Below are 16,064 nucleotides of genomic sequence, written 5' to 3'. Positions count from 1 at the left end.
TGTGTCCCCCTAGTCTTTCTCTCTCTGGCTGAATCTCACGTTCAGACGATGTTCAACCCGTTTTCCGGCGTACCATAAGATCAGCATGACGATGATCACGGCAGCTGTCCGCAAAGGCTGGGTAAAAAGCGCCTTCAGATCATGGCCGACAAAGCTCACCATAAATATCATCACGAACTTGCCGCAAAGCACCGCCAGTGAAAAAGGCAGCAGGCTGACTCTCGAAAGTCCTGCCACAACATTTACCGCCGCCGAAGGCGTGAATGGAAAGCAAAGCAGGAGAAACAGCGGACCGAAGCCCCGTTTTTCCACCCAGATCATCAGTTTTTTTACGGATGGATGCCTGCGGATAAAACCGAGTGCTTTTTGCTGGCCGAAATGGCGGATAAAAAGAAAAACCGCTATAGAGCCTAAAGATGCCCCGATCCACGTCAACAAGAACCCCTGCCATAAACCGAACGAATTTACATTGGCGACAACAAACACGAGCAGGGGTAAAAACGGGAGCAGCGCTTCAATAAACGGCAGCAGTACGGCTACAAAAGGACCAAAAGCCCTGTAGCTCTGAAAAAACTCTGTTAAATTCTCTTCTGTAAAATAGCTGAATAATTGCTCCAACATTGATTCTCCTCAGGGCGGTTGTCTACTTCTATTCTACACTTTAAATCAAAAACTTTAAATCATCCGTCTCGGTGTTTTCTGTATTAGTCTGAAACAACTTGATCATTTTAGTCATTTTTTCCCGTTCTTGATTAAAAGACCGTCTTTCGTGTAAAATAAAAACAGAACAAACGTTCCTAATCAACAAAAGAAATGAGGAGAAAAGCCATGACAAGAATTCCCGCCGAAGCCAGGGATATGATTGAAAAGGCAATTTACCTCCCGATGACCATCAGCATATTAAACCGGGACATGAAAATCATCCAGCAGGGGCCGTTCAAGCTGAAAGACCCCTATCAGCGTCTGATCGAACAGGCGTTAAAGCTTGCCCAGCGCGATCTGTACGACGTAAAAAATGAACTGCGCCGGCGGAAAATCAAGGTGCATGAAGTGTCACGGGACGAAGCCTTTACGATGTATTCCTTTATATATGAGGGATACGAAGAAGAGCATAACTATTTTAATCCCCGCATCCGCAACCAGGTATCCAGGCTTCTTGAGCACTATTTATTCAAAGCCGCTCCCGATCAATAGCGCTTTTTCAGCTCCCTGAGGATGAATTCGTATATCAGCTGATTCCGGTCTTCCTTCGGATAGAGCATAAATTCCTGTTTCTTCTGCATGGCGTTTCCTTCAATCCGGTCGATAAATTTTGTTCTCAGCCATGCCGTTCGGTAAACCTGGTTTTCAAAAGATGTGATGGATACGGGCAGCTCCAGCGTTTCACCGTTGACAAACGTGACAAACGTGTTGTCATACTTTGCCGCGCAAAACTCGTGAACATGCGCATGGGAAAGCCACCCGCACTGAGGACGAGTTGAGGAAAATGTGGGAAAAAGAAAAATATTGTTTGAGTGATCCACCATGATCGGCGGTTTATGGGAAACTTTAATGACTTCATATGTGCCCGCTTTTCTCCCCGCATAGCTCGATCCGAAATAGCGGCAGCTTCTTTCGATGATCTGAAACGGCTTCATATTGACGCGGAAAGTCCTGTCGGTCTCGAGTATTTTTGAGGCGGGTTTCTCCCCCTCTCCCAGAGGCAGGACAGCCATTGTCGAACTGTTTACTTCATACGTATCTTTTGTCATATCCTCTGTGCTCATCATGATCCTCCTAATCGTTAGTAAATTTATACTATTAATCTAACATTATCCTTTACAAAACGACAGGATTTTTTCCAATTAATTTGAAAATATGTTTTTGAAATTCCATTTTTATGTTTTGTTCGATTAAATCCGTGTTTCTTTGTCCAAATATACAAACTTTTATTCTCATAAACACGCATCTCCGAATAATTATCTAAAAATTATAAATACTTATTGATTTTTTGTTACGTAATCCATATACTATAAAAAAGGCATCAGGGGGAATCTTTATGAAAGAGAAAAAGTCGTACGCTGAGCTCATGAAGTCCCGCAATACCCAAAAGGTGAAAGAACTTGATGTAACCATCACGGATATCTACATTCAAATGGTCCTTGATGAATCGCTTTTTAAACGGCGTTTGCACACGCTGAACAAGAAGATTAATGAAGCGTTAGACAAAGGAGATAAGCAATCTTTCCTTGAACTTTCAAGAGAATATACAGCGCTGAAAAAGCACGCATAACGGCCAATCCCTCCCGGATTGGCTTTTTTACGCGAAAAGAGCCGGCTTATGAATAGTCCCGGCCCTTTTATCCGTTAATAATCGTTCCACCGTTGACATGGAGCACTTGGCCCGTCATGTAAGAAGAATCGTCGCTGGCTAGAAACAAATAGCTCGGCGCCACTTCAGCAGGCTGTCCGGGCCGTTCCATCGGCGTTGTTGAACCGAATATTTCGACCTCTCTCTCCGTAAACGTCGACGGAATCAGCGGCGTCCAAATCGGACCCGGCGCCACCCCATTCACACGGATACCCTGATCGACAAGCGACAAAGCAAGCGAACGCGTAAATGATGTAATCGCTCCTTTCGTCGAAGAATAATCGATCAGCCTTTCATTGCCGGCATAAGCCGTAATCGAAGTGGTATTGATGATTGAGCTGCCTTTTTTCAAATGCGGCAGCACAGCTTTTGTCAAATAAAACATGGAAAAAATATTCGTCTGAAACGTACGGATCAGCTGATGGCTTGTAATTTTTTCGATTCCCTTTTGCGGATGCTGTTCAGCCGCATTATTGACGAGTATATCGATCGTTGGGAATGCTTCCTTTGCCTGGCGCACCACATCGTTGCAAAAAGCCTCGTCTCCGATGTCTCCTGCGATCAGCTTGCATCCGCCCCCTTCTTTTTCCACATATCCCTTTGTTTCTTCTGCATCGCGGTGTTCATTTAAGTAAACGATGACAATGTTCGCGCCTTCCTTCGCAAACAAAACGGACACGGCACGGCCGATTCCGCTGTCTCCCCCCGTAATAATCGCGGTTTTCCCGGCCAGTTTCCGCTCTCGTTTCGGCCGGTCAAAAACGGGCCGGGGATCCATCAAATACTCCAATCCCGGACGCTGCGTTTGGTGCTGGGGAGGCAGTACTTTCTTCGGCTGCTTGCTCAAAACGATTCCCTCCTTCACATCGATTCAACCTTACTATTTTATGAAAACGCCCCTTTTTTATGACAAGCCGTTTCACATGCATGATTATTTCTCAATTGGGAAAATTTAAGAACAAAACAGATGCATGATGGAGGGAATTTTGTGAGCAATCAAGAACGAAAATTGCCGGACTCGCCTGAATCGTATTGGAGAAACAGTACAGACCTTCCTTCGTTCGAGGAACTGTCTGAAGATGTCAAAACAGATGTTGCCGTCATCGGGGGCGGCATGACCGGACTGACGACTGCTTATTTACTGACGAAAAAAGGCTACAGTGTCGTCTTGATCGAATCCGGCCGGATACTCGACGGAACAACCGGCTATACGACAGCGAAAATCACCGCGCAGCATGATCTGATCTATGATGAGCTGATCGGGCATATCGGAATGCCGAATGCGAGACTGTATTATGAAGCAAACGTCAAGGCGCTGTCCTTTATCAAAAACCTCGTGCTTGAGCAAAAGATCCCGTGCGATTTTGAAGAACAGGACGCGTGCATTTACACAACTGAAGAACAATCAGTCCAAAAAATCAGAAAGGAATATGAGGCATACCAAAAGCTCGGGATTGACAGGGAATTCATCAAAGATCTCCCCGTACCCATCGATATAAAAGCAGGACTTGTCATGAAAAACCAGGCCCAGTTCCATCCGCTTCACTATTTGAAACACCTTGCAGAGACCGTCCGGGAAGCCGGCGGAAAAATTTACGAAAACACGGCGGCTAAGGAAATCAAAGAAGGCGACCGGCCGAAAGTGCTGACAAGAAACGGGCATCAAATCTTCAGCGATTATGTCGCGTGCTGCACGCACTTTCCGTTTCATGATAAAAAAGGCTTCTATTTTGCAAGGCTTGAGCCGAGCCGGTCATACGTGCTCGCGGTCAAGCCAAAAACGCCGTATCCAGGCGGCATGTATTTAAGTATAGATCAGCCTTCACGCTCGCTCCGTTCGGTGACGATCGACGGAGAAAAAATGGTTCTTGTCGGAGGTGAAAGCCACAAAACCGGCCAGGGAGAAGATACAATCAAGCATTATCAGGCGCTTGAATCATTTGCGGAAGGCGTGCTCGGCATTGAATCGATCCCTTACCGCTGGTCAGCGCAAGATTTAATCACGCTTGACAAAATTCCGTATATCGGGCCGATCTATCCGAAAGAAAAGCGCATTCTCGTTGCCACCGGTTTTCGGAAATGGGGCATGACAACGAGCACCCTCGCCGCGCAGCTGATGACAGATCATATCGCAGGCGAAGACAATCCTTATCAAGCCGTCTTTCAACCGGCCCGTTTCCACCCGGATCCAAGCATCAAAAAAGTGATTTCCTATAACGCGGATGTTGCAAAACACTTTGCCGAAGGAAAACTTGAACAGCCGATCAGGAAGCCGGAAGACCTTATCAACGGAGAAGGCGCGGTCGTGTCGCATGCCGGGAAGCGTGCGGGTGCTTATCGCGATGAAAAAGGCGAGCTTCATCTGGTTGACACAACATGCACCCATATGGGCTGCGAAGTCGAGTGGAATGACGGAGAAAAGACATGGGACTGTCCGTGCCACGGCTCAAGGTTTTCGATCGACGGCGATGTCATCGAGGGTCCTGCCGTAGAACCTCTGAAAGATCCGGAAAGCTGAGGTGTACAAGTTAAAAAGTAATGAAAAATTGCCGATAAAAAGATAAATGCTGGAAATTTCATAAAAACGGCAGTTTTATCATTAACGATTACAGGGGGATACGATCGTGTTATTCAAAAAGGATAGAAAGACAGAACGATCATTCTTTGCTGAAGAAGGCCCTGACCAAACAAAAAGAATCAGGCTCAATCAGCACGCAGAATTTAAAAAACAGCTGGCAATGGTCGATTTGACGGATGAGGATCTTTGGGTGCTGAGCAGGCTGAAGCCTTTAGTCACTGAACATATCGAAACCATCGTCACCCGGTTTTACCAAAACCTTGAGCATGAAAACTCTTTGATGGAGATCATCCATGACCACAGCTCAGTCGACCGTCTCAAAAAGACATTGACGATCCACATCCAGGAAATGTTTTCGGGGGTCATCGACGAAGCCTTTTTAGAAAAAAGAATCCGGATCGCCCACGTTCATCTTCGCATTGGGCTCTTGCCAAAGTGGTATTTGGGGGCATTTCAAGATCTCCTTCTTTCCATGCTGACAATCTTTGAAAACGCATTATCCGGTGAGGAATACAGGCGGTCAGTCAAAGCCGTCACCAAAATTCTCAACATTGAACAGCAGATCGTCCTCGAAGCCTTTGAAGACGAGCATGCAAGGCTCCGCAGACTTGATGAAGAGAGCAAAAATGAACTTCACAGGCAAATCAAAGATACTTCCGGTTCTTTGGCCGCTTTATTTGCCGAAACAACGGGCGCTGTACAGGAATTGGTCGACAAATCGTCCGAAATCGCCGAAACGTCAAGAGCCGGAACGAAGACAGCCGTTTCTGTCGAACAAAAATCGATCGGCGGAAAAAAGGAGCTTGAAGAGCAGGAACAGCAGCTGAATCAAATGGGAAGCAGCATGACGCAAATCGAGCAGGAAATTAAAAAGCTGGAAGAAATCGCGCTGCAGATCGAAAAGATTTTCGGAATCGTAACAGGCATTGCCGAGCAGACGAATTTGCTTTCGCTCAACGCCTCGATCGAATCGGCAAGAGCGGGAGAGCACGGCAAAGGGTTCGCAGTCGTCGCAAACGAAGTCAGAAAGCTGTCCGATGATACGAAAAAAACCGTCTCCACCGTATCTGAGCTCGTCAATAACACAAACGCGCAAATCTCGATCGTCACGAAGCATATTACAGATGTAAACCAGCTCGTGAACGAAAGCAAAGACAAGATGTCGGAGATCAATCATCTATTCGATGATATCGTCTCCAATATGAAAACGAGCAAAGAGCAAAGCGGCCGAATCGAAGGCGACCTGCAGGCGTTTTTAAGCGGCCTTCAAGATGTCAATGCCGCCGTCTCACAAGTCGCGGTTTCAGTCGATTCTCTCGTAGAGCTGACAAAAAAATAAGCCGTTACCGTACACAGGTCAATTCATGACCTGTGTATTTTTCTTTCATCCTTTTGCAACCTGATTCTATTGCGTTATCTGAAAGTCTTCTATGCAAGTCAAAGATATGACATTCACAGCCATCATGGCCACGCTCAGCGATGTTTGCAGATCCGCATAATCGGCGCTGCGCTCCTGTTTGAAAAAATCGTGTAAATGTTGTTCTGTGCCAGTCATATTTCGTGGTTCTGTTTTTTAAATTTAGTATAATAGCCATATCACCGAAAAACGCGAAAGCCGACATCGAAAGGAGATTTTTCAGAATGACTGCGATTTGTTTGATCCGGCACGGCGAGACGGACTGGAATGCTTTAGGAAAACTGCAGGGAAGAACCGATATCCCTTTAAATGAAACCGGTCAAAAACAAGCAAAAGAAACCGGAGCGTTTTTGAAAGGGTCTGACTGGGACGTCATCATTACAAGCCCTTTAAGAAGAGCGAAAGAAACCGCTGAAATCATCAATCAATACCTGGGACTTGAAATCATCGAAATGGAAGATTTCATCGAAAGGAATTACGGAGATGCAGAAGGGATGCCATTCGAAGAAAGAACGAGGCTCTATCCCGATAAAGAATATCCGAATCAGGAATCAAAAGAAGCGCTTGCCAAACGGCTGATGGCCGGCGTTCAAAAGGTCAGCGAGCGGTATCCGAACAAAAAAGTGCTGATCGTCGCACACGGAGCCGCGATACACGCTCTTCTGTCAAAAATCTCAAACGGCGACATCAATCTGGAAAATACGAAGCTCGTCAATGCCTGCCTAAGCAACATCAAATTCCATGAAAATAAATGGCATGTGAAGGATTACAATCTTTCACAACATTTGTCAGATTAAAAAAAGACGGCATGCCTCGCTTCGCGGCGCAGCAAATAGATAAAATACGGACCGCCGATAATGGCTGCGATCAATCCAGCCGGTATTTCAAGCGGCGGAACAAGGCCTCTTCCGGCAGCATCGGCTATCAAAAGAACGATGCCGCCGACGAGAGCTGAAACGGGAATCAATATCCTCGATTCAGCCCCTGCCAGTTTTCTTGCGATATGGGGCGCCATCAGCCCGATAAAACCGATTGTTCCCACGGCGGTCACAGCCGCAGCTGTCAGCAGGACCGCACCGGCAAGCAGCAGAAACCGCGTTCTTTCAAGCCGGAGGCCGAGGCCGACGGCAATCCCGTCCCCTGATTTGATGATATCGAGCGGTTTTGCCGCAAACCATATCGGAGGAATCACCAGACAGCACCATATGAAAAGAGACAGTACATCATCCCAGCCTCTCCCCCACAGACTTCCGTTCAGCCAAATTAATGCGTTGTTGACATTCGGGCTCCCCGTTGAGATGAATAGCTGAATGCCTGAATGGCAGAAAGCATTGACCGCGATCCCGACAAGCGCCAGCCGCACAGGAGAAATCCCGTTTCGATAAGCTAATAAATAGACGAGGGCCGCAGCCAAAACGCTTCCGGAAAAGGCGGCGCCTGTCAGCAGAAGCGGACTTTGCTGTGAAAACAAGACCGTAACGATCACAGCGCCCAAACCCGCTCCTCCTGTAATTCCAAGCGTGTCAGGGGCGGCCAGCGGATTTTTCATCAGCGATTGTGCGACTACACCTGCGATTGAAAGCGCCCCTCCGGCAAGCACAGCGAGAAGGATGCGCGGCATTTGAAATTCCATCACCAAGAAGCGGACTCCCGCATCCCCTTGCCCTGCCAGTGATTTCATTACCTCCCACAGTCCGATGTTTTCATCGCCGATCGCCAAATTGAGCACAATGAGCATCAACAAACAGGCGCATAACGCAGAGAGGACAAGCGCCGATTGCCCGCGCCGTCTTTTCGTTTTTCTTGCCGTATTGTTCATCATGCCGCCCCCTTTTTCCGTCTTCTCGCCAAATAGATAAAAAACGGCGTCCCGATCATTGCTGTGACAACTCCGACCGGTGTTTGGTACGGAAAATAGACAAAGCGGGACAGAATATCGGCAAACAGCAAAAGAACGGCTCCAAGCAATGCCGAATACGGAATCACTACCCGATAGTCAGCCCCCATCAGATACCGGATCATATGAGGAACCATCAAACCGATGAAACCAATCGGTCCGGCAGCGGAAACGGATGCTCCCGCCAGCGCGACAACAGTGATGGCGATGAACAATCTGCTGAGCCATACGTTTTGCCCCAGCCCATGTGAAACATCATCTCCGAGACTCATGACGGAAGCCGCCCTCCCTAAGGCCAAAGCTGTCAACAAACCTGCAATGCTTACCGGAATCAACAAATGAAGCTTATCCCACGAGCTCCCCGCTAAAGAACCGGAAAGCCAAAACAATAGCGTTTCCGTCGACTCTTCATGAAAAATGAGCAGCATTTGCGTCATCGAAGCAATGATCGCCTGAATGACGACACCGATCAAGGCAAAGCTGATATCCCTGTCGTGTTCGCTGAATACTGAGGCAACCGTGTACATGACCAGCGCGGCCGCGGCACCGCCGGCAAAAGCGGCTCCCATCGCTGTCTGGGGAGCGACAAGCGCAGGAAACATCACCGTCAAGCATACGACAGCAAGAGAGGCCCCTGCATTGATTCCGAAGATGCTCGGAGATGCGAGCGCATTTCTTGTCACCGCCTGCATCAGTGCGCCCGCGGCCCCTAGATTCGCGCCGATGAATGCGGCAGCCAAGGCGCGCGGAATTCGGATGGACTGAATAATCGCGTGCAATTTTGAACCGTCGTACATAAACACAGCTGCCCAAATGTCGGGCAGCGCAATCGTTGACGAACCGATTGAAACAGAAAGTGCAAAACCCGCGAGCAAAAGAAAAACAAAAATGAGCGGTGCAAAACGTTTCATATATGTCAAAACAGGTCACTCCTTTAGAAAAAAACAAGCGCATGCTTTGTAAAAAGCATGCGTCAGATTGTTGACAAAATCCCAAAACGGCTCCTAGTTTTGGGATTTTGTCATCCTTTCAGCGTGACCCGCAACCCTTGCAGTCTAGGAAGGCCGAGCATCGGAAGCTGACTTTCACAGGATGTGATGACGGCGGCGTTCAGGCAGGACGCCTGGGCGGTTAGCCGCTGATCCTTCTCCTATTCGTGAGCACCGACGCGCAGGCCTGACAACGAATGCGAGGGTTTGTCGACACGCTGGCGCATGCTTTTGTAAAAAGCATGCGTCATCCCGTCCAGCAAGCCGGCAGGCTCTTAAGATTTCTTTTGATCCTCAGACAGAAGATGCTGACCGATTTCATCTATCAGCGCATCTGCTCCGTCAATACTGCGGCGGAGCGACCAGGCGAATCTGTCGGCTTCATAAACCTTGCCGTTTTTGACGGCGCTGAGCTTTTTCCAAAGAGGGTCTTTTTCGATCGGTCTTTTCCCGTCTTCATCGACTTTATCTTTTTCTCCCGTCATCAGGACAATGGTGTCGGGGTCTTTCTCAAGCAGCTGCTCAAGCGTCATTTTAATATTGACGGATTCACCGTTTTCGGCATCGCCTTTGCTGCTGTCTCCGACACCGTATGTATAGCCGATTTTCGTCAGAAGCTGAGACGTGAAAAAGTTTTCGTCGCGCACAGTGATTGCTTCATTTGTGTTTCCGAGCAGAAGAATGCTCTGTTTCCGGCTGCCGAATTTCTGTTTCAATTGATTCAGCTTTTGTTTATGTTCAGCCAACTTTTTCTCCATTGCGCTTTCTTTGCCGACGGCTTTTGCAATCGTAAGAGACGCGTCAAGCGTGTCCTGATAATCGGCATTCAAGTTTTTCAGCGCGATTGTCGGCGCAATTTTCGACAGCTTATCATAGACGCCGCTGTGCCTGCTCGAATCGGCAATTATTAAATCGGGCTTTAAAGCAGCAATTTTTTCAAAACTTGGCTGAGTGCGCGAACCGACTGAAGTATACCCTTTGATTTTCTCTCTGACCTTCTCGTTAATAAACTTAGGTTTGCCGTCGTCAGCAATCCCGACAGGCTTAATGCCCGCATCAAGGAGCGCGTCAATAAAACCCAATTCAAGAACCACAACTTTTTTCGGATTGTTCTTTACTTTCGTTTCTCCTAGGTCGTGCTTAACTGTCACGGAATTCTGACTGGAGGTTTTCGTACTTTCGATTCCCCCCGTGCAGGCTGTCAACACTGATATCATCAATAGGAATAAAATAGCAAAATACTTGGGCTTCATATGTATCTCCTTTTCTGGTAGTAGACGAAATTATTATAGCAACACTTCATATCAATGACAACGATAATCATTATCATTATAAAAAAAGAAAGTAGCCTCCTTCTCCTTTCTACACCCGTTCATTCACGGAATCCCCCGCTTTGCTTTCTCTGCTGAGGGAAAGGATGGTAACCGTGATGATCACCATTACCGTACCGGCACCTTGAAAGGCATTGAACGGCACACCCAGCCAGACCGCCGATGACAGAACAGCCGCAAGCGGTTCGGCGCAGCTCAGGCAGCTCGTTTCTTTTGCGGAAAGATAAGAGAGGCTGCCGATGTATAGAGCAAACGCCAAAGCTGTGCCGCACAATACAACAAACAGAATCGCTGCCGCCTCCCCTGCCCCAATGTGCGAAAGGTCAAACCGGAACGGCGGAAACAAAAAAGAAATTCCGGCCCCTCCGACGAGCATACCCCATCCCGTAACCGTCAAAGCACCGAACGATTGAATTAATCCTCCTGCAAAAACCGTATAGAAAGCAAGCGCACCGCCGGACAAAATGCCCCAAACGGCGGCCTCGGCCGGAATATACAAACTGTCCGGCCTTCCGCCTGTCAATAGAAGAAACACGCCGGAAAGCGCCAATAAAGTAAGTACGGCATCTTTCCACTTAGGCGGAAGTTCTTTTCTAACATATAGGTAAAACAATACGAAAAAAGGTGCCAAGTATTGAAGAATTGCAGCAGCCGCGGCATTGCCCTTTTCGATTGAAGCAAAAAACGTATATTGAACAGCAAGCATTCCAAAAATGGAAAATACTAAAATCGAACAAATATCTGTTTTTTTCTTCCATATCCGACACACATGCTGAAAACCGTTTTTCATTGAAACATATAACAAGAGAATGACTCCCGATGCCAGAAGCCTGACAGAGACAAGCGAGCCGGCTTCAACCGCTCCCCTTTCAAATATGTACTGTGCAGCGCTTCCCGATAATCCCCACAATGAAGCCCCTGCAAGCACCATCAATACGCCTTTCACATAAGCTGATTTCATATCTTTCACCCGTTTCTGTATGCGATATATTGCATATTCTAATAGATGGTCGACAAGGCCGCAACCCCCTTCGGCAAAAAATTATCTCATAAAATAAATGAATAGTATTTTCATAAAATGAATCAGATGAGTCAATCTCCTGTCATTCGCAGCCTCCGGGACCTCTTTCCCTTTCAGGCTGAAGCGGTCTATTCATACTTTCGAACTGAACTTTTTTCTAAAACAGTTATTAATAACCAAAAAAATTTAAATTGGTCTTTCAAAAAAATAGGTCTTCCATATAATTCATTTTTTTTCTATAATAAATTAACAGAATAATTCGAATATAGTATATTATTCTTCTATTCCAATTATTCTGAATAAACGGAGGAGAGTGAGTAATGATGAGGAAAAAGAGTTTTTGGCTTGGGATGCTGACGGCCTTCATGCTCGTGTTCACGATGGCATTCAGCGATTCCGCTTCTGCTGCTCAGCCGGCGAAAAATGTTGAAAAGGATTATATTGTCGGATTTAAGTCAGGGGTAAAAACCACATCCGTCAAAAAGGACATCATCAAAGAGAGCGGCGGAAAAGTGGACAAGCAGTTTAGAATCATCAACGCGGCAAAAGCGAAGCTAGACAAAGAAGCGCTTGAGGAAGTCAAAAATGATCCGGATGTCGCTTATGTGGAAGAGGATCACGTTGCCCATGCTTTGGCGCAAACCGTTCCTTACGGCATTCCTCTCATTAAAGCGGACAAAGTGCAGGCTCAAGGCTTTAAGGGAGCGAATGTAAAAGTAGCCGTCTTGGATACAGGAATCCAAGCTTCTCATCCGGAATTGAACGTAGTCGGCGGAGCAAGCTTTGTGGCTGGCGAAGCTTATAACACCGACGGCAACGGACACGGCACCCATGTTGCCGGTACAGTAGCTGCGCTTGACAATACAACGGGTGTATTAGGCGTTGCGCCGAGCGTATCCTTGTACGCGGTTAAAGTGCTGAATTCAAGCGGAAGCGGATCATACAGCGGCATTGTAAGCGGAATCGAGTGGGCGACAACAAACGGCATGGATGTTATCAACATGAGCCTTGGGGGACCATCAGGCTCGACAGCGATGAAACAGGCGGTCGACAATGCATATGCAAGAGGGGTTGTCGTTGTGGCTGCAGCGGGGAACAGCGGATCTTCAGGAAACACGAATACAATCGGCTATCCTGCGAAATACGATTCTGTCATCGCAGTTGGTGCGGTAGACTCTAACAGCAGCAGAGCTTCATTTTCCAGCGTGGGAGCAGAGCTTGAAGTCATGGCTCCTGGCGCAGGCGTATACAGCACTTACCCAACGAACACTTATGCAACATTGAACGGAACGTCAATGGCTTCTCCTCATGTAGCGGGAGCAGTAGCTTTGATCTTGTCAAAACATCCGAACCTTTCAGCTTCACAAGTCCGCAACCGTCTCTCCAGCACGGCGACTTATTTGGGAAGCTCCTTCTACTATGGGAAAGGTCTGATCAATGTCGAAGCTGCCGCTCAATAACATATTCTAACAAATAGCATATAGAAAAAGCTAGTGTTTTTAGCACTAGCTTTTTCTTCATTCAGTTGAAGGTTGTTCAATATTTTGAATCCGTTCCATGATCGTCGGATGGCCGTATTTAAAAATCTTGACGAGAAACGGCGGGTTTGCCTCGCTCAGCCCGGCTTTTGAGAGCTCCTGAAACGTCGAAACCGCTGCATCGCTGTTGTTCGTCAGTTCAATCGCATACTGGTCAGCGGCTTTTTCCTGATGCCTCGAAACCGCGTTCGTAAATGGAGAAGACGCGAAAGAGATGACCCCCATCAGCATCAGAAGAAGCGGAAGTGCGGCTAGATCGGATTTTCCCGCAATATGAAGACTTCCTCCATAGCGGGAAATGATCCGCTTGTACAACTTGTCGATCACATAAAAGACGGCAAGGGATAAAAGCAAGTACCCGCCGAGTCCTATGTAAACATGCTTCATCACATAATGTCCCATTTCGTGCGCCATGATGAATAAAATTTCCGGCTCATTCAGCTTGTTCAGGGTGGTATCCCAGAGCACTATCCTTTTATTGGCGCCGATTCCTGTCACATAAGCATTTAACGCATTCGTTTTTTCAGACATGTTCACTTCATAGACGTGATTCGCAGGAATATCCGCCTGGTCGGCCAGCTTCAGAATGCTTTGTTCGAGATCTTTATTTTTAAGCGGATAAAAGTCATTGTATAAAGGATCGATGACAACCGGCTGGAGAAAAAATAAAAACAGCGTAACCGGAACCGTCAGGCACCAGGCATAAAACCACCAGCGTTTTTCATGCTTTTTGATCAAATAGTAAAAGACGATCACCGCCGCAGCCGTGATCGGAAAACTGATCCAGAAGTCGATCACCTGGTCTTTGATCCAGCTTGCGGTTGTCTGGGTTGATATACCGTAGTCAAGCGAATATTGATAACTGATCCAGTCAAGCGGCAAAGAAACGATCGTGATGATCAGAAACAAAGCAAAAACATATGCTGTGATTTGAATCGTTCTCCTCTTCGACGTCTGCTCCGCCCAATTCTTCATTTTCCTGGATAAACCGGCAATCAACAATATAAAAAATAAAAACCACTCAAACGGAATCCGGATAAAAAACAGAAAGTCCTTTATTTTCGAGTACTCTTCCGTCAGCATAAGTTCCCTTTCGTTCATAAATGCCGCCGGGTCTGCGCTTGTCCCTTTCAGCGCCTCGGGAACGGAGGGTTCACCGGCCATAAAGAGATACCAATAGAAAAAAAGGCCGTACAGCACATACAGGAGACCGGCTCCCGCGATCCATTTCCGCATGGCGAATCACTTCCTCTCACATAGCAGTTACTTCTATTGTAAGCTTTTCATGCGAAAGTTAGAACCAAGCCTTACAATGAGAGCAAGAGGCCGGCGCCTGCGAGCGTCAAAATCGTCCCCATCACGACGACTATGACGCTCGCTCCAAAATAGGAAAATAAAAATGCGATAAGAGCGCCAGCAAGTCCGTAGAGCATACCGCTTTGCACCAAAAAAATTCCCGGAAAAATGAGAGCCCCTAAAACGGCGTACGGCACATTTTTCAGCACTCGCTCCAAAAATCCGGGAAGCTTCAGGCTTTCAAAAGCAATGAGCGGCACCATCCGCGGCACATATGTAACGGCTGCCATGCCGATAATCATCCAGATGATCGGGCTAAACATAGTTTCTCTTCCCCTCTGTTCTAAATTGGTACAGCCATTCGATCAGGACGGCGGATAAAAGCGTAGCGCAGACGATCGACCATCCTGCCGACAATATTCCGTTCATTTGGAAAACCGTATTGAATAGCGCAGCCGCCCCCGCCAGCAGCAGGACTTTTCGCTGTTTTTTCAAAGGCGGCACCAACAATCCGATAAACATGGCATAAAGGGCGATGCTCATGCTTTCCTGGAGAACAGCCGGCATGGCGGCCCCTGCAAAATGCCCGGCCGCACTCCAAAAAACCCAGCTTACATAGCCGATCGAACCGAGGCCGATCATATACCCGGTCGTCAGCTTTTCCTTTCTTAGAGCAGCGACGGCAAACGATTCATCTGTCACCGCGAAAAATGAGTAAAACGCTTTTTTCCAAGGCGAATCTTTTTCTACCAATTGATTCAAAGTCGCTGAAAATAAAAAATGTCTGATATTCACAATGAACGTCGTCATCACGATTTCGATGATTCCCGTCTGAACGGCGAGCATGCTTAAAGACATATACTGGGACGCTCCTCCGAAAACAAGGGCGCTCATCAAAAACGTTTCAAAAAGCGACAGTCCCGTTGTTTTCGCCAAAAGCCCGAATGTCAAAGCGACCGGAATGTAGCCGACGGCAAGGGAAACCCCTGAACGAAGCCCGTCTAGAAAGTTGAGTGAATCCTGCTTTTCCATCTTGACACCTCTTTACGGATAATAAATGAGTGTATAACATGATGCCGTTTGTTCCGTGTTGTTTTCGTACGTATGCACGGTGTTTGCGGTGAAATGCATCGCATCGCCTTCGTTTAGACTACAGGTGTAATCACCCGCCGTCACCGCGATCGCCCCTTTAGAGACGAGAACATACTCTTCAATCCCTCCGTGGTGAGGCTCTGATTCGTGCACACAGCCGGGCGCAAGTTCAATATAAAAGATTTCAAACTTCTTTTTCTGATCGAACGGAAAATGCGGAAATGCCGCGTATTTTTCTTCTCCGGCCAAAACGGGCGTTTTCTCATGCTTTCTGACAACCGTCGGCTCCCCCGCGGGCTTTTCTGCCAAGGAAGTAAATGATACTTGCAGCCCGTTTGCGATCTTCCACAAAGTTGTGATTGTCGGACTTGAAGAGCCTTTTTCAATTTGCGCGAGCATGCCCTTGCTGACACCGGTCATCGATGACAATTGATCAAGGCTGTAATTGCGGACTTTTCGCAGCCTCTTTATGTTTTCTGCGACTTGTTTTTCAATCGAATTCATCTTCTGCCTCCTCACAATAAATTGAACATTTGTATAATTTATTGAACATTA

At 47.2% G+C, this 16,064-nt stretch carries 17 protein-coding genes; 6 read left to right on the top strand and 11 right to left on the bottom strand.

Translation table 11 applies throughout. From position 1 onward, the window contains the following. Positions 1 to 9: 9 nt before the first annotated feature. Positions 10 to 621 carry a TVP38/TMEM64 family protein gene (locus MHI30_RS05730; protein ID WP_043927307.1) on the bottom strand — a complete coding sequence of 204 codons (612 nt, stop codon included), beginning with the start codon at positions 619 to 621 and terminating at the stop codon, positions 10 to 12. Positions 622 to 828: 207 nt separating this feature from the next. Here MHI30_RS05730 and MHI30_RS05725 point away from each other — a divergent pair, with 207 nt between their 5' ends. Beyond that, on the top strand, positions 829 to 1,194 hold the full coding sequence (locus tag MHI30_RS05725; protein WP_075754856.1) for a hypothetical protein: 366 nt from the start codon (positions 829 to 831) through the stop codon (positions 1,192 to 1,194). On the opposite strand, the gene MHI30_RS05720 is transcribed toward MHI30_RS05725, so the two are convergent. Next, complete coding sequence (locus MHI30_RS05720) at positions 1,188 to 1,766, bottom strand: competence protein ComK (RefSeq protein WP_026579946.1); 579 nt, start codon at positions 1,764 to 1,766, stop codon at positions 1,188 to 1,190. The two genes, MHI30_RS05725 and MHI30_RS05720, sit on opposite strands and share 7 nt — an antisense overlap. Before the next feature lie 272 nt (positions 1,767 to 2,038). Between MHI30_RS05720 and MHI30_RS05715 the strand changes: the two genes are divergently transcribed. Next, on the top strand, positions 2,039 to 2,272 hold the full coding sequence (locus tag MHI30_RS05715) for an IDEAL domain-containing protein (RefSeq protein ID WP_020450828.1): 234 nt from the start codon (positions 2,039 to 2,041) through the stop codon (positions 2,270 to 2,272). A gap of 67 nt (positions 2,273 to 2,339) precedes the next feature. Here MHI30_RS05715 and MHI30_RS05710 read toward each other — a convergent pair whose 3' ends face one another. Further along, positions 2,340 to 3,197 (bottom strand): SDR family oxidoreductase, encoded by an 858-nt coding sequence (locus MHI30_RS05710; RefSeq protein ID WP_075754854.1) that lies wholly within the window; start codon positions 3,195 to 3,197, stop codon positions 2,340 to 2,342. Positions 3,198 to 3,338: 141 nt separating this feature from the next. Here MHI30_RS05710 and MHI30_RS05705 point away from each other — a divergent pair, with 141 nt between their 5' ends. The 3 genes from MHI30_RS05705 to MHI30_RS05695 all read left to right on the top strand — a co-directional run bounded on the left by MHI30_RS05705 (position 3,339) and on the right by MHI30_RS05695 (position 7,142). Continuing rightward, a complete protein-coding gene (locus tag MHI30_RS05705) occupies positions 3,339 to 4,868 on the top strand; it encodes an FAD-dependent oxidoreductase (protein ID WP_081379947.1) in 1,530 nt (509 codons plus the stop codon). Positions 4,869 to 4,974: 106 nt separating this feature from the next. Then, the gene (locus MHI30_RS05700) at positions 4,975 to 6,267 is read left to right on the top strand and encodes a globin-coupled sensor protein (protein WP_075754850.1); all 1,293 of its coding nucleotides are present in this window, start codon (positions 4,975 to 4,977) and stop codon (positions 6,265 to 6,267) included. 302 nt (positions 6,268 to 6,569) lie between these two features. Continuing rightward, positions 6,570 to 7,142, top strand: a complete 573-nt coding sequence (locus MHI30_RS05695) for a histidine phosphatase family protein (protein WP_075754848.1) — start codon at positions 6,570 to 6,572, stop codon at positions 7,140 to 7,142. Here MHI30_RS05695 and MHI30_RS05690 read toward each other — a convergent pair. The 4 genes from MHI30_RS05690 to MHI30_RS05675 form a co-directional block, all read right to left on the bottom strand. Continuing rightward, positions 7,139 to 8,167: an iron ABC transporter permease gene (locus MHI30_RS05690; protein ID WP_342409951.1), complete on the bottom strand. Its 1,029-nt coding sequence runs from the start codon at positions 8,165 to 8,167 to the stop codon at positions 7,139 to 7,141. The two genes, MHI30_RS05695 and MHI30_RS05690, sit on opposite strands and share 4 nt — an antisense overlap. After that, on the bottom strand, positions 8,164 to 9,162 hold the full coding sequence (locus MHI30_RS05685) for an iron ABC transporter permease (protein ID WP_075754844.1): 999 nt from the start codon (positions 9,160 to 9,162) through the stop codon (positions 8,164 to 8,166). The genes MHI30_RS05690 and MHI30_RS05685 overlap by 4 nt, the downstream gene beginning before the upstream one ends. A 344-nt stretch (positions 9,163 to 9,506) precedes the next feature. Then, complete coding sequence (locus MHI30_RS05680; RefSeq protein ID WP_075754842.1) at positions 9,507 to 10,484, bottom strand: ABC transporter substrate-binding protein; 978 nt, start codon at positions 10,482 to 10,484, stop codon at positions 9,507 to 9,509. A 109-nt stretch (positions 10,485 to 10,593) separates the two neighbouring features. Beyond that, positions 10,594 to 11,523: a DMT family transporter gene (locus tag MHI30_RS05675; protein ID WP_075754840.1), complete on the bottom strand. Its 930-nt coding sequence runs from the start codon at positions 11,521 to 11,523 to the stop codon at positions 10,594 to 10,596. A 383-nt stretch (positions 11,524 to 11,906) separates the two neighbouring features. On the opposite strand from MHI30_RS05675, the gene MHI30_RS05670 reads away from it, so the two are divergent. After that, positions 11,907 to 13,043 (top strand): S8 family peptidase, encoded by a 1,137-nt coding sequence (locus MHI30_RS05670; RefSeq protein WP_075755004.1) that lies wholly within the window; start codon positions 11,907 to 11,909, stop codon positions 13,041 to 13,043. Positions 13,044 to 13,100: 57 nt separating this feature from the next. Here the strand turns inward: MHI30_RS05670 and MHI30_RS05665 are convergent, their stop codons facing one another. The 4 genes from MHI30_RS05665 to MHI30_RS05650 all read right to left on the bottom strand — a co-directional run bounded on the left by MHI30_RS05665 (position 13,101) and on the right by MHI30_RS05650 (position 16,013). Continuing rightward, complete coding sequence (locus MHI30_RS05665; RefSeq protein ID WP_075754838.1) at positions 13,101 to 14,357, bottom strand: M48 family metallopeptidase; 1,257 nt, start codon at positions 14,355 to 14,357, stop codon at positions 13,101 to 13,103. 71 nt (positions 14,358 to 14,428) lie between these two features. Next, positions 14,429 to 14,740 (bottom strand): AzlD domain-containing protein, encoded by a 312-nt coding sequence (locus tag MHI30_RS05660; protein ID WP_075754836.1) that lies wholly within the window; start codon positions 14,738 to 14,740, stop codon positions 14,429 to 14,431. Continuing rightward, positions 14,733 to 15,449 carry an AzlC family ABC transporter permease gene (locus MHI30_RS05655; protein ID WP_025808261.1) on the bottom strand — a complete coding sequence of 239 codons (717 nt, stop codon included), beginning with the start codon at positions 15,447 to 15,449 and terminating at the stop codon, positions 14,733 to 14,735. Before MHI30_RS05655 ends, MHI30_RS05660 begins: the two co-directional genes overlap by 8 nt. 12 nt (positions 15,450 to 15,461) lie before the next feature. Then, the gene (locus MHI30_RS05650; protein WP_075754834.1) at positions 15,462 to 16,013 is read right to left on the bottom strand and encodes an XRE family transcriptional regulator; all 552 of its coding nucleotides are present in this window, start codon (positions 16,011 to 16,013) and stop codon (positions 15,462 to 15,464) included. Positions 16,014 to 16,064: the final 51 nt, after the last annotated feature.

Origin of the sequence: Bacillus sp. FSL L8-0528 (genome assembly GCF_038593085.1) — a bacterium.
GTDB lineage: Bacteria > Bacillota > Bacilli > Bacillales > Bacillaceae > Bacillus > Bacillus paralicheniformis.
The sequence above is the reverse complement of the archived record's forward strand: the minus strand, read 5'-3'. Positions and strand labels throughout refer to the sequence as shown.